Origin of the sequence: Clostridium sp. NSJ-145 (genome assembly GCF_021044725.1) — a bacterium.
Lineage (GTDB): Bacteria > Bacillota > Clostridia > Clostridiales > Clostridiaceae > Clostridium > Clostridium disporicum_B.
The window spans coordinates 250,404-273,314 of sequence record NZ_JAJNOS010000001.1 but is presented as its reverse complement, the minus strand read 5'-3'; the positions used below and the strand labels follow the sequence as shown (position 1 = coordinate 273,314).

Genomic DNA, 22,911 nt, shown 5'->3' with positions numbered 1-22,911 from the left:
GTAATTAAATATCGGTAAGGAGTAGATATGAAAAAGGGATTAAAAAAGGCTATTGCTTTTATAGCTTCATCAGTTTTAGTTATAAGTGCATTAGTTGGTTGTTCTAGCAATACTACTAAAGATAATGGAGGAGAAACAACTAATGAATTGAAGACTGTAAGGTTAAATGAAGTTGTGAGATCTGTGTTTTACGCTCCGATGTATATTGCAATAAATGAAGGATTTTTTGAAGAAGAAGGTCTATCTATTGATTTGTCAACAGGGCAAGGTGCAGATAAAACAATGCAACAACTTTTAAGTGGAAGTGTTGATATTGGATTCTCTGGACCAGAGCAAGTTGTATATATTTATAATCAAGGTAGAGAAGACTATCCGGTAGTATTTGCACAACTTACTCAAAAGGATGGATCATTCTTAGTAGGAAGAGAAGAAGAGGAAAATTTTGATTGGACATCACTAAAAGGTAAAGAACTTATAGGAGGAAGGCCAGGTGGGATTCCAGAAATGGCACTTGAATACGTATTGAAAGAAAATGGTTTAGATCCAACAAAAGATGTTTCTATGGTTACTAATATTGATTTTACAGCTACCTCAGGAGCTTTTAAGTCAGGAACTGGTGAATATGTAGCATTGTTTGAACCAACAGCTTCTATGTTAGAAAAAGAAGGAAGTGGACATATTGTAGCTTCAGTTGGAGAATCAGCAGGAAATATTGCATATACTTGTTTCTATACAACTAAGTCATATATGGATGAAAATCCAGAAATAATTCAAAGCTTTACTAATGCAATATACAAAGGACAACAATGGTTTGCTACTCATAGCGATGAAGAAGTTGCAGATGCTATTATTTCATTTTTCCCAGGAACAGATAAAGATATAATTATTAATGTTGTATCTAATTATAGAGAGATAGATGCATTAGCTTCTACACCAGAAGTAAGTGAAGAAGGTTTAAACAAACTAATAGATATAATACAAGGGTATGATAGTAGTTTAATTACAGAAAGACCTGATTTTAACACTATAGTAAACAATACTTTTGCAAAGGAAGCAATAAAATAGATATTTATAGAGTTGATAAAGAGGTAATATAAATGAAATCCGGCATTGCTGGATTTCTAATTATCTCTTAACTTAAACAATTGCTATTTTAAGGTGGTGATAAAGTGAGTTTGTTAGAAATTAATGATATAAATATGAATTATCATACAAGCAAAGGTGTTACAGAAGCTATAAAGCATTTAAGCTTCAATATAGAAGAAGGAGAATTTGTAAGCATAATAGGACCATCAGGATGTGGTAAGTCGACTTTACTAAATATAATAAGTGGATTATTAGAACCATCATCAGGTAAGGTTATATATAATGATCCTGAAGTGAAAAACAATTTAGATAAAATGGGATATATGTTTCAAAAAGATTATTTATTTCCATGGCTAACTGTAAGAGAAAATGTATTACTTGGGTTAAAAATAAAAAATATTTTAACTGATGATAATATAAAAAATGCAGATAAGCTTTTGAAAAGCTATGACTTAGAAAAATTTAAGAATCATAAGCCAACTCAATTATCAGGAGGAATGAGACAGAGGGTAGCCCTTATAAGAACTCTAGCACTAAATCCTAGTATATTATTATTAGATGAACCTTTTTCAGCTTTAGATTATCAAACAAGACAAAAGGTTACAGATGATGTTTATGAAATAATTAAAAGAGAAGGTAAAACAGCAATAATGGTAACTCATGATTTAGGAGAAGCTATTATAATGTCTAAAAGAGTGATAGTTTTAACTAAGAGGCCTGCAACCATAAAAGATGATGTTAAAATAATATTTTCTAATAAGGATGCAACTCCTTTTAAAAAGAGACAAGAACCAGAATTTAATAGATATTTTGGTGAGTTGTGGAAGGAGATTGATGGTGTAAATGGATAGAGAACATGAATTGTATTTAAAAAAGATTAAGAGAGATAAAATAAAGATTACAATATATAGAATAACAATTTTGATAGTGTTTATAGCTTTATGGGAAGTGTTAGCTAACTTTAAAATTATTGATCCATTTTTAACATCAAGTCCTAGTAGAATAGTAAAGTCATTTGTTAGTTTTCTAGAACAAGGTACTATATGGAATCATATATTAATAACTTGTTATGAAACTATAATAGGATTTGTATTAGGAACAGTGCTTGGAACAATTATAGCTGTTATATTATGGTGCTTCCCAACTGTATCTAAAATATTAGACCCATATCTTGTTGTATTAAATGCATTACCTAAAATAGCTTTAGCTCCAATAGTAATATTTTGGGCTGGAAATGGTATGTCTGCTATAATAGTGATAACTCTATTAATATCAATAGTAACCACTATTATAAGTGTATTAACAGGATTTAATGAAGTAGATAAAGGCAAGATGTTATTGATGAATACTTTTCAAGCTAGTAAGTGGCAAAAACTTAGGTATTTGATTTTCCCAGCTTCTATTCCAATTTTTATTTCGGCTTTAAAGATAAATGTTGGACTTTCATGGGTTGGAGTAATAATGGGAGAATTTTTAGTTGCAAGAAGTGGATTAGGATTCTTAATAATTTATGGTGGACAAATAGCTCAATTAGATATGGTTATGATGAGCATAGTAATTCTTTCTATAATAGCATTTGTAATGTATAAAATTGTTGCAATGTTTGAAGTTAGAGTTGTTAAAAAGAATGAATAATTATATAGGATATAAATTAACTCTAGTCTTTGTGAGGCTAGAGTTAATTTATAACAATTGAATTATTTTAATAAATTTGATAGAATAAGAAATATGTAAAATGCTGTTGAAAAGGCAGGAGGAATTTATGAAAAAATTAAGTGAAATTTATAAAAGGCTTAATAAAAATGAATGGTTTGAACCTGTATTTGTTATAGGAATGTCTTTAACTGTAACTCTTGGAATTGTGATAGGTGTGCATAGTATTTTTGGACAAGCAGATGTTACTATAGCAGATAATACGGCGGAAGAGTATTTTTATGAAGGAAAATATGATGAAGCTATAGATGAATTTGGAAATCTTCAGAAAGATGAAGAGTGGCCAATATGGAAGGTTAAGCAAGCAGAAGTTTATTCAATTAAGGGTGATTACGATAAATCTAATTCATTGTTAAAGGAAGCAGTAATTATAAGGAATAAGCTTATTCAAAAAGATAGTAGTAAATATTTAGATAAAGATAATGAGTTTATAAATGAGGTAGTATTTACTTTCTTTATGAATAAAGAGTATGATCAAGCTGTATCTTTAGGTGAAGATTACATAATAAATAATGAAGAGTATAAACCGCTTATGAGAACAATGTTAGCTGTATATATGTCTTTAGGTGAAGAGGAGAATGCTAAAGACATAGTTAAGGAATATAACATGGATAAGGACTCAGCTTATGATATGTCTGTTTATGCCAATATGCAAATGGTGACAGGAGATATTAAAGGAGCAATTAAAACTTTAAAAGATGCATTTGAAGTGGATAATGATGAGATTAATATTCTTGATGTACTTAACCAACTTGCAAACTATGATAGGGATGAGGTTCTAAATTCTATAAATGAGCTTGTAGATAATGATGAAGTATATAATCTATTTTTAGCTAAAATATATTCAATGGATGAAACGGAATATGATGAAGCTATAGATATATTAGATTCTTTAGACGAATCATTAAAAGACAATTTAGTTTATGCAGTTTTAAAGGCTCAGTTATTATCTAATAAAGGTAATGAGAAAGAAGCTACTGACATTATAAACAGTATAATTAATAATAAAGAGAATGGATATGCTAAATATTATATTGAAGCTATGGAATACCTAAAGCAAGGTGAATATGATAAGGCTATCGAATCTTGTAAGAAAAGTATTTTGGAAAATAATGATTATGCTGATAATTATGGTATATTATTACCAGAAATATTAATAGCTAAAAATGATATAGACAGTATAGAAAGCTATTTTAGGAAAGCAATACTAAAGGAACCTTTCAATATAAGTATGATTATTAATATAGGTAATTATTATTATAACAACTTAAAGCAGTATGATAAAGCATCACAATATTATGAATTGGCATCAAAGCTTAAACCTAATGATAGTAATATATATTATTTATTAGGAAATGTAGAAGTGAATAAAGAGAAATATGAAGTTGCTATTGAATATTTTGAAAAAGCTATATCTTTAGAGAGTGAAAATGGCAAATATTTCAGAGCATTAGGAACTGCGTATTATAATTTAGGTGATTATGAAGAGGCGTTAAATAATATAAGGGAAGCATACTCATTAGATGAGAATGATGTGTTAGCTCTTAATAATGCTGGTTGTTATTATATGATGGTAGAAAAAGATGTATGGAGAGGTTTTTCAAATATTGAAGCAGCATACGAAGAAATGCCTGAAAGTATAGATGAAAATATTAAGAAGAAAATAATTGATAATTATAATAAAGCAAAAACTATATTCGATAAATATATAGAGGACGAAGATATGGATATAAATATGCCTATTTTTGAATTGTTTTATTAAGAATAAAGAGTTGCATATGCAGCTCTTTTATTTTATCTATAAAAACAATAAAAAATTATTAAATAAAATATTTATGTATACATTTACAATCATTTACACATTTAACCTTAAATGGTAAAATTATACTGGAGTTAATAAATGGGGGATTAAATAATAATGTGTAAGAATTGTATTTTTTCAGAAATCAAAAATAGTGAATATGTATTTTGTAAGAATTTAGAGAGATGTATTTTAAGCACTGAGGCATGTAAAAGATTTATTGAAGATAATTTATCTTTAGTAAAAGCTAAAAAATAAATCTAGATGAATAATTATATTAGGAAGTTATTTTAAACAATTATTTAATATTATTCTAAATTGTTAGATAATTGTAAAAATTCACAAATAACAAAAAATTTACTTTTCAGATAGTAATCTTTATGATATCATAAAATAAGGAAATATTTACAAATAACTTTGTTTATTATGATAGTTTAAGGCATATATTGTAATATTAAGTGAAAAGTTGAAAGAGTTTTTGAGGTATTTGGGTGAGGAGGATTTGTGAAATGGCACAAGAAATTAAAAAAATAGCTTTATTAACAGGCGGCGGTGATTGTCCAGGATTAAATGCAGTAATAAGAGCAGTAACAAAAGCTGCAATTTTAAACTATGGGATGGAGGTAATAGGCTATAAATTCGGGTATAGAGGCCTATATAAAAATGATTTTGTCCCATTAACATTAGATAGTGTATCAGGAATCCTTAATAGAGGTGGTACAATACTGTATAGTTCAAATAAAGACAACCTATTTGATTATCAAGTTGAAGAAAATGGTGTACAAGTAAAAAAAGATGTATCTGATGTAGCAATCGAAAATTTAAAAAAAGAAGGCGTAGATGTATTAATTGTAATTGGAGGAGATGGTACATTAACTTCAGCAAGAGATTTTTCAAGAAAAGGTGTTAAAGTTATAGGAGTACCAAAAACTATTGATAATGATTTAGCATCAACAGATGTAACTTTTGGATTTAATACTGCAATAGATGTTGTAACTGAGGCTTTAGATAGGTTACATACAACAGCTGAATCTCATCATAGAATAATGTTATGTGAAGTTATGGGTAGAAATGCTGGATGGATAGCATTAGAAGCAGGTATTGCTGGGTCAGCGGATGTTATATTAATTCCAGAAATAGCTTATGATATAAATAAGATAGCTGAAAAAGTAAGAGAAAGAGAAGCTCAAGGTAAAAACTTTACTATAATAGTTGTTGCTGAAGGAGCAAAACCTAAAAATGGAGAAGTTGTAGTTTCTAAAATTGTAAAAGATAGTCCAGATCCAATTAGATTAGGTGGAATAGGAAATAAATTAGCAGAAGATTTAGAAAGATTAATTGTAGATCATGAAGTTAGATGTACTGTATTAGGTCATATTCAAAGAGGTGGGAATACTTCTACTTATGATAGAATACTTTCTACAAGATACGGGGTAGCGGCAGTAGAGTTAATAAGAGAAGGAAAATTTGGACATATGGTTTGTTTAAAAGGAGATACTATATCAAGTGATACATTAGAAAATGTTATTGGAAAACAAACTAAATTGGTAAATCCAGAAGGTGAATTAGTTCAAGTTGCGAAGAAAATAGGCGTTACGTTTGCAGAATAATAATTTATGAAATAGTACCTATTTTTTTAGTAGGTACTATTTTTTATAAAATTATTATCAGAAAAATTGTCAGAATACTTCAAAAACTTTTGACAGTATGATATAATTTAATAAAGCAGATTTTATTATAGAAAGCTGGAGGGTATTATGAAAGAGATTAAGAGATATTTAGAATCAAGAATTGGGACATATGGTTTTTTCTTTGAAGATTTAAAAAGCGGGTATGTATATGGATATAATGAAAACGTTTCTATGACTGCAGCAGGATGTATGAAGCTACCAATAGCTGTTTCTTTAATAAAGGCTGTAGAAGATGGAAAAGTAGATTTTTTAGATAAGATCAAAATTCAAAGTGAAGATAAGGTATATGGTACTGGAATAATTCATGAGTTTAATGAAAGAGAATATACAGTTTTTGAGTTATTGGTAATTATGCTGATACAAAGTGATAATACTGCTGCAAATAAAATAATTGATATACTTGGAATGGAAAAAATTAATCAAGATATTTTAGAGATGGGATTAAAAAATACAAAATTAAATAGGAAGACAACAGATGAAAGAGATAATCATACAGATATAGAAAATTTAACTAGTGCATATGATTTAAATTTAATATGGAAACATCTTTATAATGGTACATTTTTAAATAAAGATAATGGTCAGATGTTAATAGATATTTTAAGAAGACAGCAAATAAAAAATAAATTGGCATTATATTTATGTGATGATTTAAAATATGAAATTTCAAGTAAGACAGGTGATAAATACGGTGTAGAAAATGACACAGAATTTATCCAATTACCAAAAGGAGATTTTGCTTTTACAGTTTTATCAAGTGGATTACCAAATAGTGTTTATGGTACTGTAACTTTAGCTAAATGCGGAAAAATGATGTGGGATGAAATTGCTAATAATTGGCATTAATATTCTTTCATTTATAGAGGTAATAATAAAAAAATAAATAAATAGCTTTCCTTAATTGGGAAGCTATTTTTAATAATAGTAGTTATTTAATATATTGAATTAAGGTTATTATTATATTGATCCTTTGAATAAAAACTTTAATTATGTTACGAAATGGTGTAAAATGTATATAACCTAAAATTGGAAAAGAGGATGTAATATGAATAATGAAAAAAATAAAAAATTATATATGGCTATATCAGTTATAATAATTTTTATTTTATTGATATTTATAATAATAACTTTAAAAAATATATATGGTAATTCATCAAAGCAGATAAAAGAGAGTTATGATTTTTTATATGAGTTAGAAAAAGTTGATGCTATAAGTGAAATGGATAGAATGAGTATAAATGAATTTCAAGAGATTAAGAAGGTTAGTGATTTTGCTAATGTTAAATATACTATAGTGAATAATAATTATGTAATTGAACTTAATGATGAATATAAAGTAATTGGTTTTTTTGAACAAAATGTAAGAAAAATATATAACGTTGATAAATTGACAGTAAAAGATTGTAAAGAGTATGCAAAAAAGTATTTAAATAAAATATATAAGGGTGAAGTAACTTTTAAGGAAGTAAAGGATAAAAATCTTGATGAGAACCCATTCTACACAATGGTTTATTATAAAATGAATAATGGTTATATTTGTTATAGTAATGAGATAGTAATTAAAATAAATAAATATGATGGGACTTTAGTTGGTTATTCAAATTATTCTGGAAATGATGAAAAGTTTTTATCTAATATTTATATAACTGAAGAGGACAGTAAAAATATATTCAATAATTATATGAAAGAATTAGGATTAGAAGGTGAAATAGTTAGTAACCCTAAAATTGGATATTTTAATATTGATGGAGAAGCAAATCAAATATGTTACATAATTATTTATAAGATGATTGAAAAAGATAATAACGTTAAGTTTAATGATATAGTTATTAATGCTGAAACTGGTGAGATAGTTAAGCATATTATTAATATAATAGAATTAATAGATGGCGAAGATATAGATAAGTAAAAAACGGACGAGCTATTATAATAGCTCATCCGTTTTTTTTCTTATAGAACATTTTCGTTAGTTGATGAAATATCATTTGTCCATTCTTCAACTTCGTTACCTAATTCGGGAATTGAAGAAGCATAGAATACTGGATCTTTACCAGCTTGTTTTTGAGTGGCATAATCTTTATATGCTTTAATAGCAATATTACTTAATAGTACTATAGCAATTAAGTTAATTACAGCCATAAGTCCCATGAATACATCGGCAATATCCCATACAAATTGCATTGATGCAATTGAACCAAAGAATACCATTCCTATAACTATGATTCTATAAATATATAGATAAATCTTTTTATTTGAAATAAATTGAATATTTGTTTCTCCGTAATAGTAGTTACCAATGATAGAGCTAAATGCAAAAAGTAGAATACAGATTGCTATAAATGTACCACCCCATGATCCTACTTGAGAAATTAAAGCAGATTGAGTTAATTCAATTCCTGTAAGGTTTCCGCTAGCGTAATTTCCAGATAATAATATTATAAATGCTGTAGAAGTACAAATTATTAATGTATCAGTAAAAACGCCTAATGTTTGAATTAAACCTTGCTTAACTGGGTGAGAAACTGAAGCTGTAGCAGCAGCGTTTGGTGCAGAACCCATACCGGCTTCATTAGAGAATAAACCTCTTTTAATACCTTGCATTAAAGCAGCACCTATTCCACCACCAACTATTTGTTCTATTCCAAAAGCATTTTTAAAGATAAGTGCAAATAATGAAGGAATAGCAGTTATATTTTTAGCTATAACAAACATAGCGATTAAGATATAAGCAGATGCCATTATAGGAACAATTACTGATGAGATTTTAGCAACTCTATGAACACCACCAAAAATAATTATAGCAGTTAAAATTGTAATTATAGTACCAATAACAGTTTTATTAATTCCAAAAGAAGATTGGAAAGCAGCTGCTATTGTATTAGATTGTACAGAGTTAAATGCAAAACCAAAACAAATTATAATTAAGATAGAGAATAATACTCCCATCCACTTTTTATTTAATCCTTTTTCCATATAGTAGGCTGGACCACCTCTATAAGAATCTCCATCTTTAACTTTATAGATTTGAGCTAAAGTAGATTCTATAAACGCAGATGCAGAACCTAATAAAGCAATAAGCCACATCCAAAAGACAGCACCAGGACCGCCAACTGCTATAGCTGAAGCAACACCAGCTAGATTACCAGTACCTACTCTTGAAGCTGTACCGATACAAAAAGCTTGGAAAGATGAAACTGATCCCTTTTCAGATGAACCTTCTCCAAGAAGTTTAAACATATCCTTTAATCGTCTAAATTGTATAAAGTTTGTCTTTACGGAAAAATAAATTCCGATAGTAATAAGTGAAATAATTAGAACATAAGTCCATAAAAAATCATTAATATGTAGGATTATACTATGTATTTTATCCATTGTTTACCCCCTATTTTATCTAAAGTTATTTTTTTACTAATTTAATAATAGCTTAAAAAAAAGAAAAATGCAAGAAGTGAAAATTAAAAATTCATAAATTTATATTTCGTATATTAATATTATTGAAAAACGAAAAATATATGAATAACAGTTTAATTAATTATGCATAAAATAAGAGTTGCCTTTAAGGCAACTCTTATTAATTCATATATTATGGCGTTGTACTTTCAGTATTATTTGCAGTGTTATTGTCTAAATTATTAGTATCTGTACCGTTATTATCTTGATTATCTCCATTATCAGGATTTTCTGTGCTAGGATTTTCATTTCCTATGCCAGGGTTTTCTTCTGATGGAATGTCATTTTTCTTTATTGTTAACTCTACAGTACCATCTTTAACTATTTCAGAAGTGAATTTTGTTAAAGTGTAAGTTTTAGGACTTAAAGTGCCTGAAACAGATTCACCACCTACAAAGGTGTATTTGATACCTTTATCATTTAAAATAACGATAGCATCATATAAATCCATATTTTCTTTTAAACCGATTTGTGATAAGTTGATTTTTTCTTCAGGTTTAGTATCATCTTTTTCTGTAGGTACTACATAAGGGTAATCTGCAGCATCTTGACTTGCATTTTCTTTCTTAATAAATACCCTTTCTTCAACTAAATCCTTAGGTGTATCATCAGTAGCAAGTTTATTATTATTTTTATTAACTTTTACTTTTACATGAACATCACAAACAGAGTTTGGTTGAGTACCTTCTATAAACATTTCATTTCTAACTCTATTACCTCTTTGATCTAGATTGCAAAGATCAGTAGCAAGTTTACCGGAATCGATACAAATTGTTGCATTAACGATTCCTGAAGGCTTTTCAATTTCTTTATATTCTAAGCCTTGATGAACTTGAGCCATTACTTTTCCCCAAAGTTCAGCAGCAGCACTACTGTATCCTGACATTGATTGAGGCATATCATAGCCAATCCAAACAGAAGCAGAGTAATAAGGAGTTAAACCAGCGAACCAAAAGTGATCTACATTGTTAGTAGTACCTGTCTTACCAGCAACGGGGATATCACCAAACTTAGCAGCACCAGCATCAAATCTTGTGATAGGTCCTTTTAATATATCATACATAATATATGCAGTTTGTGGTGAGAATAATTGAGTTGCTTTTGGCTCCTTATCAAGAAGTACTTTACCAGTAGCATCTTCAACTCTTGTATATAGTATAGGTTCGTTTCTAACACCATTATTACCAAATGCTCCAAAAGCAGAAGCTAATATAGTAGTGTTTCCGCCATCTCTATCTTCAGGGCGATTATCATGTTGACCTAAAGCTATAGCAGACATAGAAGTTTTAGAAACATCGTTATATACTATTCCGGCTTTTTCACCATATTCTAATGCAGTATCTATTCCAATTTTATCTACAAGTTTAACTGAAGTTATGTTTTTAGAGAAGGCTATACCATCTCTAGCAGTTATAAATCCATCAAACTTAAAGTTGTAGTTATTAAGACCAGCTGTAAAGCCATATTTATTTAAAATTGAAGATGATACAGGTGCATCATCTAATGGAGTAGCAGCTGTTATTATTTTAGTATCAATACCAGGACCATAAACAGTTAATGGTTTAGTAGTTGATGCAATAGGTTTTAAGTCGTCATAGGCTCTGTTTATTGAGTGAGGAGGTTGTTCGCCTCTACCACCTACTAAAGCAAGAACTTTACCAGTTCTATAATCCATTACTGTTGCAGCGGCTTGAAGTAATGGATATGAAATTTCACCTTCATCTTGAACTCCATTACCATTGATATCATCGTATGTTGTAGTATCTCCAGGATTAGTATCCCAATCAACATTTAGATTATTTCTATCATCTAATACTGCTTGAACTGCATCTTGCATAGTAGTATCTAAAGTTGTATAAATTTTTAAGCCACCGTTAACAAATAATTTGTTAACTTCTTCATCTGTATATTTATATTTCTCTTTTAAGTCATCTCTTACTTGTTCTAGTGCTGGGTATATAAACCATTCATATTTAACTTTATAATCAGTTGAAATAGGTTCAAAAGTAAATTGGTTTTCAGCTGTAAAAGTATAAGCAGAATCATATTCTTCTTTAGTTATAAATCCCAATTCTAACATTTTCATAAGAACAGTTTCAGTTCTTTCTATATAGGTATTAGGATAATCTTTAGCTTCTGTATTATATGCACTATAGTATGATGGAGCCTGAGTTATTCCAGCTATATATGCACATTCAGGCAAAGTTAAATCTATAGCGTTTTTACCAAAGAAATATCTAGAAGCAGCTTCAACACCGTATACATAACCACCAAGTGGAATTGTATTTAGATAAGCAGTGATAATTTCTTCTTTACTAAGAGTTTTTTCAAGTTGTAAAGCAAGATATATTTCTTTTATCTTTCTATTAACTGAAGCTAAAGGACCACTTCCTGCTTTATTTTCATTTGAAGCTTCTTCAAATAATAATGTATTTTTTATTAATTGTTGTGTTAAAGTAGAAGCACCATGGACACCACCTTCTCCAGTTAGTATAACTTTTACATCTCTAACAGCAGCACCTATAATTCTTTTCACGTCAATTCCAGGGTGAGTTAAGAAACGCTCGTCTTCTATCGCTATATATGCATTTATTAAATTTTGAGGTATTTGGTCATAAGTTATCATATATCTTTCTTCTTCGGTTGGTATATTATCAATTACTTCACCTTTATTGTCGTAGTACATAGATGTTTGATTTAAATCGTGTATAGATTCAATATCTAACGCAGGTGCAGTTTTAATAACAGCAACAACATAACCTACCCCTACAACTGATAATAGTAAACCGGCTATTAAAATAGTAAGAAAGAAATATTTAAAAAATCTCTTTGTCTTAGAAGGTGGCATCTTTTTTTTCTTGTTTTTACTGGAACCACTTTCTGAATTAGCTTTATTATTTTTAGGTTTATCATTATTAGCCATTTGTTCCTCCCTTTATTAATTTATCTAATTTAAATAATATAATATTATCTTTTATTATAGCATATTAATTATAATAATAAAATAATAAGTAATTTAAGGTGAAATATGAGATATTATACTGAAAGACCAAGAAGAGGTAAAAATAGAACTAAAGTTCCGTATATGCTATTTGTTATTATAGCCATAGTAATAGTATTTAATTCTTTTTTATATTTATTCCAAAAAAGGATTTTACCAACAGTATTAGATATAGCAGAAATAGTTATGAGGTCTGAAGCTGTAAAAGTTATAAATGAAGAAACTATGAGAATTTATGAAGAGAATTTTAATTATGATGATATTATGAAGATTGAAAAGGATTCAGATGGAAACATAACTATGATAAGGTCAGATACAATTAAGCAAAATAAGCTAACTGCTGAAGTCGTGTTAGGATGTAACGAAAAACTTAAAAATTTAGGAGAACTTGGAACAAAAATTCCTCTAGGGTATATGACCAATAATGCTTTTTTTTATAGGATGGGACCTAAGATAACTGTAAATATGGAACAGATAGGTAATATTAATACAAGTTATGACTCTACATTTGAAAGTGCAGGAATTAATCAAGTTAGACATAAAATTTATCTAAATGTAGATGTGAAGATGAGGTTAGTAGTACCACTTGCAAGCAAAGATGTTGAATTAACCTGTGAAATACCAGTAGCGGAAACTATAATAGTTGGTAAAATACCAGATACAGCTGTGAATATAGGTAGATAATAAAGTGAGAAATTAAAAGTGACAAGTTAAAGGTAAAACTACAAGTAGTTTTGCTTCTTGACTTGTCACTTTAAAATGCTATTAGTGTATCAAATAGTATTTTTCTATTATTAAAATTTTATTCCCAATTAAATACATAAGGAACGTTTCTGTAGAATCCATGGTAGTCTAGTCCGTAACCAACAACAAATAAATCTTCAATTTCGAAGCAACAGTAGTCAGGTTTTAGATCAACTTTTCTTCTAGATGGCTTATCAAGTAATACACATGTTTTAACAGATTTTGCTCCTAATTTTTTTACATGATCAATTGCAAATTCCATAGTGTAACCTGTATCAACGATATCATCAACAATAAGAACATTTAATCCTTCGATATTATCAGGAATATCATTAACTACTTTAACCTTTCCAGTACTAACTTCATCATTACCATAACTAGAAGTTGTCATAAATCCAACTTTAGCTTTTACGTCAAGAGATTTAAAGATATCAGCACCAAATACAAAACTTCCTCTTAATAAAGGAAGCACATAAAGTTCTTCACCTTCGTAATCTTTAGAAATTTGTTCTCCTAATTCTCTAACTCTAGTTTTAATTTGCTCTTCAGAAAAAAGAATATTACGCTTCTTATCTTCCATTGTAAACCCTCCAGTACTATAATTCCTTAAAATTACTTATGTAATAATATACAAACTATAATGTAATAAAATTACATTAATATATATTTAGAATATGTTTTAAGTTATGATTTGCTTATTTTGTATTGTATATATAGTTTAAATATTAGCAAGAAATTATAGTTTTTGCAACTCTAAAATACTAGTATCAATAAAGTAATATGATTAATATAATACATTATAGAAATATAGAATATTAAAAATATATTTTAGTAAAGTATAGGGGAAATTGCTTATGATAATTATAAAAGGAGGAAAAACAAATGATAAAAGGTATAGATATATGTAATTACCAAGCAGGTTTAAATTTTACTACAGCAAAAAATATGGGATTTGAAGTTTGCATAATAAAAGCTACAGAATCTATAAACTATACTAATCCTTTATTAGATAGCCAAGTTAACTCAGCATTAAATAATAATATGAAGATAGGATTTTATCATTTTTTTAGGAATAATGGAACAGCAGAGGGTCAATACTTTGTAAGTAAGATTAAGCCTTATTTATCTAAAATGACAGTTAATCCAGCTATAGATATAGAGACAACTTATTCATATTCACAAGTTTTAGATTTTATAAACTACGTAGAAAACTCTTTAGGAATTGAATGTATGGTATATTGTAATTATTCATATGCAAAGCAATTGAGTTTAAACAGTGAAATAGCTAAAAGAACTTTATGGTTAGCTTATTATGGAATAAATAATGGAGAGTATTATGAAGCTCCTACTAACCATGGATTTGCAAAATTTGCAGGACAGCAATATTCAAGTGCTAATTATATTGGAGCAATAAATACAGATACTAATTTGTTCAATGAAAATGTATATATTAAAGGAAAGGTTAATGTTACTGAATCAACAGGTAGTTCAAGTAGTAGTGGAGGAACAAGTACAAATACGACTTATACTGTAGTTTATGGTGATACTTTAAGTGAAATAGCTAAAAAATATGCTGTATCTGTATCAGAATTAGTAAGTTTAAATAAAATAGTAGATCAGAATTTGATATATGTAGGACAAATCTTAAGAATACCAACATCTTCAAGTGATAGAGCTAAGACATCACAAAAAATATATTATACAGTAGTAAGTGGAGATACACTAAGTGGTATCGCAGCGAGATTTGGAACAACTGTTGCAGCTATAGCCAGTCTAAATAAAATATCAAATATAAATTTAATATATGTTGGTCAAGTACTAAGAATTAAATAAAGACTATATGTTAAAAAACAAAATATTTTGAATAAAGTATAATCCACTCATAAAATACTAATGATTAGTTTATGAGTGAATTAATATTTTTATAAGGTATTACTGGATTTATTTACTTTTTAACAGGAATAGTATACAATTAATGAAAGATTTGGGGAAGTTAATATCAGTAAAGTAATAATAAATTAATCTCAAATTAGTTAATTAATATAAATATAATAAAGTGAGTATATTAATTTTAAAAACCTAAATATTAGTTATGAGGTGAGTATATGATATATGGAAATATAGATGGAATTAAGAAGTCGGCTATAGAAGAGTTAGAGAGACTTTATAAATCAAAATGTCCTAAAGATGAAGTTTGTTCATTAGAAATTATACAAACTATTTCAAAGGTTTCATCATTTATTGAAAGAGAAGTAAGTGTAGCTATAGATAGAAGAGGAAACATTAGATCTATAGCAGTAGGTGATTCAACTTCTGTTGAAATAGAAACTTTAGATATAAGAGAAAAAAGACTGGCAGGGGTAAGAATAATTCATACACATCCAAATGGCATGAGTAATTTGTCAGCGCTTGACATTAGTGCATTACTAAAATTAAAACTAGATGCTATAGTAGCAGTTGGAATTTATGAAGATAAAATTTTAGATTGTTCTTTAGGATTATTGACAGTTTTTGATGATAAACTTGATTATGAAGAGATACAGCATATATCTTTAGAAGATTTATCTAAGATACATATATTAAATAAAATATCTTATATAGACTCTCTTATAAAAGAAAAGGATGTTGTTGAGGATGAAGGCGAAAAAGCTATTTTAGTTGGATCTGATACAAGGGAAAGTCTAGAAGAGTTAAGAGAGTTAACAAAGGCTTGTGATATACCGGTATTAGAAAGCGTATATCAAAGTAGAAGTAAAATAGATGCAGCCTTTTATATAGGAAGAGGTAAAGTTTTAGAAATAGCTCAACTTAGACAAAAATTAAGAGCTAATGTAGTTATTTTTGATGACGAGTTATCAGGGTCACAGGTAAGAAATTTAGAGGCAGCTATTGGAGCTAAGGTTATTGATAGAACTACTTTGATTCTTGAAATCTTTGCAAGAAGAGCTAAGAGTAGAGAAGCTAAGATTCAAGTAGAGTTAGCACAGCTTAAATATAGAATGAGTAGACTTCAAGGACTTGGGACTATAATGTCAAGAACAGGTGGAGGAATAGGAACTAGAGGTCCAGGGGAGAAAAAGCTTGAAACAGATAGAAGACATATAAAAGAAGAAATATATGATTTAAATAATGAACTTAAGAAAATTAAGAAGATAAGAGAGACTCAAAGAGAAAAGAGAAATAAAGAAAGTATACCTAAGGTATCATTAGTTGGTTACACAAATGCTGGTAAATCTACTCTTAGAAATCATCTTTGTGATGTAGCAGCTCAAAAAGATGTTCAAGGTAAAGAAAAAGTTTTTGAAGCAGATATGCTGTTTGCAACTTTAGATATAACTACAAGAGCTATAGTATTGAAAAATAAGGGAGTTATTACTTTAACTGATACTGTAGGTTTTGTAAGGAAATTACCTCATGATTTAGTTGAAGCCTTTAAATCGACTTTAGAAGAGGTTATATATTCTGATCTTTTATGTCATGTAGTAGATGTATCATCTGATTATGCTTTAGAGCAAATTGAAGCTGTTGAAGAAGTATTAGCTGAGTTAGGTGCTTTAGATAAAAAAACATTATTAGTATTAAATAAGATTGATAAAGCTACAGAAGAACAAATTATAGCTGTAGAGGAAGCAACATCAAAATATGAAAAAATAAAAATTTCTGCAAGGACTGGAGAGAATTTAGAGGAATTATTAAGTTTAATAGAAGAGAACTTACCTTACACTATGAAAAAATGTGAATATATTATTCCTTATGATAGAGGTGATATAAATTCATTTTTACACAGAAACGGTAGAGTTTTAGAGGAAGATTATAGAGAAGATGGTACTTTCATATTAGCTGAAGTTGATGATGAAACTTACAATAAAACTAATGAATTTATTATAAAAGAAATTTAATATTTGTAGTTATAGCTTTTAGATTGTTAAAAATCTAAAAGCTATATTTTTTAATAAGTAAAATATATTCTTTAAATAGTTATTAAGTATAGTGTATAATTTATATTAAATTGTATTGATACAATTATGTTCTTTAAGAAAAGGGAGTATATATGGAAGAATATATTTTGGAATTAAATGAAGAAGAGCCTAAATACATTCAAATAGCAAATCATATAAAAAAATTAATAAACTCTAAGATAATAAATGACGGAGAAAAACTACCTCCTATTAGAAAGTTAGCAGAGTTTTTAAAAGTCAATAATGTTACTATTATTAACTGTTATAAAAAGCTTCAAAGTGAAGGTTATGCATATCAAAAGATGGGATCAGGAACATTTGCAAAAAGAAGAGAGTTAGTGCAAAGTTTTAAAAATGAGTATAGTAAAGAGATTAAAAATATAATAAATAAAAATTACGAAGATATAATTGATTTTACAGGAGAAAGTTTAATAGATTTATATTTTCCTATAAATGAATTTAAAGATGTACTAAATAAAGTTCTTGATAGAGATGGAGCTGAAGCATTATTAATACAAGAAACACTAGGATATAGTGAGTTAAGAGAGACAATAAATAAAGTATTTTGGAATAAAGAATTTGATGAAGAAGAAATTTTGATTTTATCTGGAGCACAACAGGGAATAGATATAGCAGCTAAAGCTATAGTTAATATTAATGATAATGTGATGGTTGAAAAGCCTACTTATGGGGGAGCATTATCAGTATTTAAGTGGAGAAGGGCAAATATATTTGAAGTACCAATTAATGATGATGGAATTGATATAAAGTTATTCGAAGAAATCTTGAAGAAAAACAAAATAAAATGTTTCTATGCCATGAGTTACCTTCACAATCCTACAGGAATAAGTTATAGCAAGGAATGTAAACTGAAAATTTTAGAGCTTGCAGAAAAATATGATTTTTATATAATTGAAGATGATTATCTTTCAGAATTGATATATGATGAAGAGCTAACTCATGAGCCTTTTAAAATTCTAGATAGAGGTAATAGAGTCTTTTATATTAAAAGTTTTTCAAAGATATTTTTGCCGGGAATTAGATTAGGATATATGATTTATCCAAATGGGTTTAAAGAAGTTATGCAGAGTTCTAAAGTAAATACAGATACAGCTACGTCAACTCTTATGCAGAGAGCTTTAGAGTTATACATAAAAGAAGGATATTTTACTGGGCATATTGAGTCATTGAAAAAAGAATATAAAAAAAGATATAATATAATGAAAAAACTAATTAAAGATGAACTTTCAAATTATGTTGAAATGAAGGAACCTAGAGGGGGGTTATATTTTTATCTTAAATTGAAGGATAAAAATATAAGTTCAAAAGAATTGTTTTATATATTAAAGGATAAGAAAATTTTTATTACCCCAGGGGTGATTTTTTATAAAGAGATAGATGGAGGGATAGATTCTTTTAGATTATGTTTTTCTCAAACTAATGAAGAGAAAATAAAAGAAGGAATCTATACTATTAAGGAGGTAATTGATAAATGGCATATATAACGATAAGACAATATGGTGAAGATGAATTTATAGAAAAAAAATCTCAATTTATAGGATATGCTAAAAGATGTGAAAGTGAAGAAGAAGCTAAAGCATTTGTTGCTGAAATAAAAAGTATGCACAAACAGGCTACTCATAATTGCTGGGCATATGTTGTAGGAAAAAATATGGGGATTCAGAGATACAGTGATGATGGCGAACCACAAGGAACAGCAGGAATACCTATACTAGAAGTTATGAAAAAAAGTAATGTTACTGATTGTGCTATTGTTGTAACCAGGTACTTTGGTGGAATAATGCTTGGAGCTGGTGGTTTAACTAGAGCTTATACAAAAGGAGCATCTATTGCGCTAAAAGCTGGTGGAGTGGTTGAAAAGGTTGAAGGTGTTAATGTATCATTAGAGATGGATTATGATATGATTGGTAAAGTTCAATATATGTGTGGACAAAATAATTGGCATATTGAAGATACAGAATATACAGATAAAGTTATTGTTCATATATTGGCAGAAATATCTGTAGCTGATGAAATAGAGAAGGCAGCAATTGAAGCTAGCAATGGTAAAATATTAATTAGTAAAAGTGATGCAGAGATATATTTTAAAGAAGATAATAGACTTTATAAAATGATTTAAGTATATAGCGTTAGCCTTTAGGTTAGCGCTTGATGATTATACAGCGTGTTTGTAATAGCTATATAATAATAGCTTATGATTTATTAGTAGTAATAAATATTAATGGACAAGTAGATACTAAATATTGAAGACAATTTTATTTTGTAATAATGTACTAAGGGAGAGAAAATAAGAAAGTATGAATAGTAGAAGTAAAGATAGAAAGAAAGTCAAAAAGAAATATATATATATAATTCTTGTAAGTTTAATACTTTTAATTATGGGACTAGTATTTTGGAGTTTATCAATAAAAAAAGTAACAGTTTTAGTAGATGGAAAAGAGATAGTGCATAAAACTAATAAAGAAACTGTAGGTGACGTAATAGATGAATTAGGAATAACTTATAGTGAAAATGATAAATTATCAAAAGGTATATCTGAAAGCATAAGTAATAATGACAACATAGTGATTACAAGAGTAAGTTTTAAAGAAGAGACCGTGGAAGAAGATATTGATTTTGAAGAGAAAGAAGTAAAAGATTATAAAATGCCTTTAGGAGAAAGTAGAGTAATAGATGAAGGTCAAGTAGGGAAGAAAACTTTAGTATACAAAATTACTTATGAAAATGGAGTTGAAGTAAAAAGAGAATTAATTAATGAAGAAATAATAAGTGATGCTTCAGATAGGATTATAGCAAAGGGAATATTTGATCCTACAAGCATGACTGTTTGTGTAAATAAAACAAGGACAGTGGATAGAGATTATGAACCGCAAGACTTAGTAGTTCCTAATGTAAGATCATTGGTTAGTACAAGCAGAATAATGATGAAATCAGAGGCTGCAGCAGCGCTAGAAAATCTTTTCAAAGGAGCGGATGCTGATGGTGTGTATCTTTATGCTGTATCTGGATATAGATCTTATGATTATCAGGCAAGTATCTATAATCCATACTCTGGATATTCTGCACCACCAGGAGCAAGTGAGCATCAATTAGGATTAGCTATGGATGTTAATTCATCTTATTATGGATCGTCATTAACTACTGAGTTTGGATATAGTGTAGAAGGACAATGGGTTAGAGAAAATGCTCATAAATACGGATTTATAGTGAGATATTTACCAGGAAAGGAAGATGTCACAGGATATTACTATGAACCATGGCATATAAGATATGTAGGAGTGGATTTAGCTACAGAATTATATAATAGTGGACTAACTTTAGAAGAATATTATGGAGAATATTAATATTAAATAACTAAATCTAAGAGTTAGATTGTCAAGTGAAACTCCTATTCACATATGTTCATAGGAGTAAGTTCGAATAACTAAATCTTAGATTTAGATTCTCACTTAAGTAAATTGAAAAATAAATTTCGCTATGATATACTGTTTATGGATATTTAAGTAAAGAACAAATTATATTAATTTAGGAGGAAGAAAGATGTCAGGACATTCAAAATGGCATAATATACAAAACAAAAAAGGTAAAGCTGATGCGCAAAGAGGAAAAATATTTACTAAGCTAGGTAAAGAATTAGTGCTTGCAGTAAAAAATGGAGGTCCAGTTCCTGAGAACAACCCTAAATTAAGAGATGCAATAGCAAAAGCAAAGGCTGCAAATATGCCTAATGATACAATAAATAGATCAATAAAGAAAGCTTCAGGAGAGTTAGCTTCAGTTGATTATGAAAGAATAGTATATGAAGGATACGGACCATCAGGAGTTGCTGTTATAGTTGAAACATTAACAGACAACAGAAATAGATCAGCTGGGGATGTTAGAGCTGCATTCTCAAAAGGTGGTGGAACTTTAGGAACAACTGGGTGTGTAAATTTTATGTTCCAAGAAAAGGGTGAAATAGTAATAGAAAGAGCTGACTTAGATGAAGAAGAGGTAATGATGATGGCTCTTGATGCTGGGGCAGAAGATTTTGAAGCTGAAGATGAAGTATTTGTAGTAACAACATCACCAGATGATTTTGGAACAGTAAGAGAAGCATTAGAAGCAGAAGGATTAGAGTTCTTAGAAGCAGCAGTAAAAATGATTCCAGATACTTATACTGAAATTGATGAAGAAGCAGCTAAGAAGATGCAAAAGATATTAAACATGCTTGAAGATAGTGATGATGTTCAAGAGGTATATCATAATGCTGAATTCCCTGAAGGATGGGATGAGTAAAAATTTATATAATTAATAAAAGATAGTTTTAACCTCATTGTCTTAAGTAATATTAAGTATAATGAGGTTTTTATTATATTTAATAGATTTAATAAGTTGGAGAGAAGAGAAAATGTTAAGATTAGCTAGTGAAAAAGATAGAAAAGAAGTACTAGATTACTGTTTAGGAGAACCAAATATAAATTTATTTATTATAGGTGATATTGAGAATTTTGGATTTGATAAGGAGTTTCAAAATGTTTGGATTCAATACGATGAAGAAATTATAAGAGGAATTGTATTAAGATATCATACTAATTTTATTGTTTATAGCAGAAATTTAGATATGAATTTTAAAGAAATTGCAGAATTGCTTGTAGAAAAAGATGCAAAAGTAGTTAGTGGAAAATTATCAGTTATAAATAAAATATATGAATTAATTGAAAATAGTTATAACAAACGAGAAATGTTTTTTTGCGAACTTAGAGATGAAAGTAAGTTAGAAGAAGTGAAAGAAGAAAATATAGTAATAGCTACTTCAAGTGACTCTATGGAAATTGCAAAAGCATATGAAAAAATAGAAGAATTTAAAGGTATGTACTCTGATGATTTAAATGAACGTTATAATCAAATTAACAATAGAATATTAAGTAAAGAAGGTATACATATATTTATTAAAGAGGATAATGAAATTATTGCTCATGGAAATACGACTGCTACTACAAGTGTTAATGCAATGATAGGAGGAGTTTTTACAGTTCAAAATCATAGAAACAAAGGATTAGCAAGTAAAATAGTATCATATTTAGCAAAGAGACTAATAAATGAAGATAAGTCTGCCTGTTTATTCTTCGACAATGAAGAAGCAGGAAGAATATATCATAGATTAGGGTTTGAAAATATAGATAAATGGTGCATGTTGATGAAAAAGTAAATTTTAATAGATATAATACTTTATTATTAAGAATTAGATAGTGTTAAAAATAAATAAGTATATAAAAGTGAAATAAAGCCAAAATGAACCTATTGAATTTTAAATATAAACTTCAATAGGTTCATTTTTTATATAATTTTAAATAATTCATAAAATATAACAATTTTAGTTGTAGAATTTAAATTTATTTATGAGGGTATATGTAAATAATACCTTTTACATAAATTAATTTATGAATAGTCACTATTTATAGG

The 22,911-nt window shown here is 28.3% G+C and carries 19 protein-coding genes; 16 read left to right on the top strand and 3 right to left on the bottom strand.

Annotated elements, in window-relative coordinates:
• Positions 1–27: 27 nt before the first annotated feature.
• The 8 genes from LQE93_RS01415 (at position 28) to LQE93_RS01380 (ending at position 8,200) form a co-directional block, all read left to right on the top strand.
• A complete protein-coding gene (locus LQE93_RS01415) occupies positions 28–1,065 on the top strand; it encodes an ABC transporter substrate-binding protein (protein WP_055264813.1) in 1,038 nt (345 codons plus the stop codon).
• A gap of 104 nt (positions 1,066–1,169) precedes the next feature.
• Positions 1,170–1,937: an ABC transporter ATP-binding protein gene (locus LQE93_RS01410; protein ID WP_055264815.1), complete on the top strand. Its 768-nt coding sequence runs from the start codon at positions 1,170–1,172 to the stop codon at positions 1,935–1,937.
• On the top strand, positions 1,930–2,721 hold the full coding sequence (locus LQE93_RS01405) for an ABC transporter permease (protein ID WP_055264817.1): 792 nt from the start codon (positions 1,930–1,932) through the stop codon (positions 2,719–2,721). The genes LQE93_RS01410 and LQE93_RS01405 overlap by 8 nt, the downstream gene beginning before the upstream one ends.
• A 127-nt stretch (positions 2,722–2,848) precedes the next feature.
• The gene (locus LQE93_RS01400) at positions 2,849–4,561 is read left to right on the top strand and encodes a tetratricopeptide repeat protein (RefSeq protein WP_055264819.1); all 1,713 of its coding nucleotides are present in this window, start codon (positions 2,849–2,851) and stop codon (positions 4,559–4,561) included.
• Positions 4,562–4,717: 156 nt separating this feature from the next.
• Entirely contained in the window at positions 4,718–4,858 is a 141-nt protein-coding gene (locus tag LQE93_RS01395) for a hypothetical protein (RefSeq protein WP_156334257.1), read from the top strand.
• A 251-nt stretch (positions 4,859–5,109) separates the two neighbouring features.
• A complete protein-coding gene (locus LQE93_RS01390) occupies positions 5,110–6,210 on the top strand; it encodes a 6-phosphofructokinase (protein WP_055264821.1) in 1,101 nt (366 codons plus the stop codon).
• 147 nt (positions 6,211–6,357) lie between these two features.
• The gene (locus tag LQE93_RS01385; protein WP_055264823.1) at positions 6,358–7,137 is read left to right on the top strand and encodes a serine hydrolase; all 780 of its coding nucleotides are present in this window, start codon (positions 6,358–6,360) and stop codon (positions 7,135–7,137) included.
• A 199-nt stretch (positions 7,138–7,336) separates the two neighbouring features.
• The gene (locus LQE93_RS01380) at positions 7,337–8,200 is read left to right on the top strand and encodes a hypothetical protein (RefSeq protein ID WP_231071686.1); all 864 of its coding nucleotides are present in this window, start codon (positions 7,337–7,339) and stop codon (positions 8,198–8,200) included.
• Between the two features lie 41 nt (positions 8,201–8,241).
• On the opposite strand, the gene LQE93_RS01375 is transcribed toward LQE93_RS01380, so the two are convergent.
• A complete protein-coding gene (locus tag LQE93_RS01375; protein ID WP_055264827.1) occupies positions 8,242–9,663 on the bottom strand; it encodes an alanine/glycine:cation symporter family protein in 1,422 nt (473 codons plus the stop codon).
• Positions 9,664–9,874: 211 nt separating this feature from the next.
• Positions 9,875–12,664 carry a transglycosylase domain-containing protein gene (locus tag LQE93_RS01370; RefSeq protein ID WP_231071684.1) on the bottom strand — a complete coding sequence of 930 codons (2,790 nt, stop codon included), beginning with the start codon at positions 12,662–12,664 and terminating at the stop codon, positions 9,875–9,877.
• A 105-nt stretch (positions 12,665–12,769) separates the two neighbouring features.
• Between LQE93_RS01370 and yunB the strand changes: the two genes are divergently transcribed.
• Positions 12,770–13,426 (top strand): sporulation protein YunB, encoded by a 657-nt coding sequence (gene yunB / locus LQE93_RS01365; RefSeq protein WP_055264831.1) that lies wholly within the window; start codon positions 12,770–12,772, stop codon positions 13,424–13,426.
• Between the two features lie 118 nt (positions 13,427–13,544).
• On the opposite strand, the gene hpt is transcribed toward yunB, so the two are convergent.
• Complete coding sequence (hpt, locus tag LQE93_RS01360) at positions 13,545–14,066, bottom strand: hypoxanthine phosphoribosyltransferase (protein WP_055264833.1); 522 nt, start codon at positions 14,064–14,066, stop codon at positions 13,545–13,547.
• 302 nt (positions 14,067–14,368) lie between these two features.
• On the opposite strand from hpt, the gene LQE93_RS01355 reads away from it, so the two are divergent.
• The 7 genes from LQE93_RS01355 (at position 14,369) to LQE93_RS01325 (ending at position 22,657) form a co-directional block, all read left to right on the top strand.
• Entirely contained in the window at positions 14,369–15,319 is a 951-nt protein-coding gene (locus LQE93_RS01355; RefSeq protein ID WP_231071683.1) for a LysM peptidoglycan-binding domain-containing protein, read from the top strand.
• 272 nt (positions 15,320–15,591) lie between these two features.
• Positions 15,592–17,385 carry a GTPase HflX gene (gene hflX / locus LQE93_RS01350; protein ID WP_231071682.1) on the top strand — a complete coding sequence of 598 codons (1,794 nt, stop codon included), beginning with the start codon at positions 15,592–15,594 and terminating at the stop codon, positions 17,383–17,385.
• Positions 17,386–17,537: 152 nt separating this feature from the next.
• Positions 17,538–18,950, top strand: a complete 1,413-nt coding sequence (locus LQE93_RS01345; protein WP_231071680.1) for an aminotransferase-like domain-containing protein — start codon at positions 17,538–17,540, stop codon at positions 18,948–18,950.
• Complete coding sequence (locus LQE93_RS01340; RefSeq protein WP_055264841.1) at positions 18,938–19,585, top strand: YigZ family protein; 648 nt, start codon at positions 18,938–18,940, stop codon at positions 19,583–19,585. The genes LQE93_RS01345 and LQE93_RS01340 overlap by 13 nt, the downstream gene beginning before the upstream one ends.
• Before the next feature lie 178 nt (positions 19,586–19,763).
• Positions 19,764–20,810: a D-alanyl-D-alanine carboxypeptidase family protein gene (locus LQE93_RS01335; RefSeq protein ID WP_231071678.1), complete on the top strand. Its 1,047-nt coding sequence runs from the start codon at positions 19,764–19,766 to the stop codon at positions 20,808–20,810.
• Positions 20,811–21,006: 196 nt separating this feature from the next.
• Complete coding sequence (locus tag LQE93_RS01330; RefSeq protein WP_186839191.1) at positions 21,007–21,744, top strand: YebC/PmpR family DNA-binding transcriptional regulator; 738 nt, start codon at positions 21,007–21,009, stop codon at positions 21,742–21,744.
• 112 nt (positions 21,745–21,856) lie between these two features.
• Complete coding sequence (locus LQE93_RS01325) at positions 21,857–22,657, top strand: GNAT family N-acetyltransferase (protein WP_055264847.1); 801 nt, start codon at positions 21,857–21,859, stop codon at positions 22,655–22,657.
• Positions 22,658–22,911 lie beyond the last annotated feature (254 nt).

Coding starts and splice junctions, on each gene's coding strand:
- LQE93_RS01345 (WP_231071680.1), top strand. CDS start 17,538: ATGGAAGAATATATTTTGGAATTAAATGAAGAAGAGCCTAAATACATT.
- LQE93_RS01415 (WP_055264813.1), top strand. CDS start 28: ATGAAAAAGGGATTAAAAAAGGCTATTGCTTTTATAGCTTCATCAGTT.
- LQE93_RS01355 (WP_231071683.1), top strand. CDS start 14,369: ATGATAAAAGGTATAGATATATGTAATTACCAAGCAGGTTTAAATTTT.
- LQE93_RS01400 (WP_055264819.1), top strand. CDS start 2,849: ATGAAAAAATTAAGTGAAATTTATAAAAGGCTTAATAAAAATGAATGG.
- LQE93_RS01395 (WP_156334257.1), top strand. CDS start 4,718: ATGTGTAAGAATTGTATTTTTTCAGAAATCAAAAATAGTGAATATGTA.
- LQE93_RS01380 (WP_231071686.1), top strand. CDS start 7,337: ATGAATAATGAAAAAAATAAAAAATTATATATGGCTATATCAGTTATA.
- LQE93_RS01385 (WP_055264823.1), top strand. CDS start 6,358: ATGAAAGAGATTAAGAGATATTTAGAATCAAGAATTGGGACATATGGT.
- LQE93_RS01330 (WP_186839191.1), top strand. CDS start 21,007: ATGTCAGGACATTCAAAATGGCATAATATACAAAACAAAAAAGGTAAA.
- LQE93_RS01370 (WP_231071684.1), bottom strand. CDS start 12,664: ATGGCTAATAATGATAAACCTAAAAATAATAAAGCTAATTCAGAAAGT.
- LQE93_RS01390 (WP_055264821.1), top strand. CDS start 5,110: ATGGCACAAGAAATTAAAAAAATAGCTTTATTAACAGGCGGCGGTGAT.
- hflX (WP_231071682.1), top strand. CDS start 15,592: ATGATATATGGAAATATAGATGGAATTAAGAAGTCGGCTATAGAAGAG.
- hpt (WP_055264833.1), bottom strand. CDS start 14,066: ATGGAAGATAAGAAGCGTAATATTCTTTTTTCTGAAGAGCAAATTAAA.
- LQE93_RS01335 (WP_231071678.1), top strand. CDS start 19,764: ATGAATAGTAGAAGTAAAGATAGAAAGAAAGTCAAAAAGAAATATATA.
- LQE93_RS01340 (WP_055264841.1), top strand. CDS start 18,938: ATGGCATATATAACGATAAGACAATATGGTGAAGATGAATTTATAGAA.
- LQE93_RS01405 (WP_055264817.1), top strand. CDS start 1,930: ATGGATAGAGAACATGAATTGTATTTAAAAAAGATTAAGAGAGATAAA.
- LQE93_RS01325 (WP_055264847.1), top strand. CDS start 21,857: ATGTTAAGATTAGCTAGTGAAAAAGATAGAAAAGAAGTACTAGATTAC.
- LQE93_RS01375 (WP_055264827.1), bottom strand. CDS start 9,663: ATGGATAAAATACATAGTATAATCCTACATATTAATGATTTTTTATGG.
- yunB (WP_055264831.1), top strand. CDS start 12,770: ATGAGATATTATACTGAAAGACCAAGAAGAGGTAAAAATAGAACTAAA.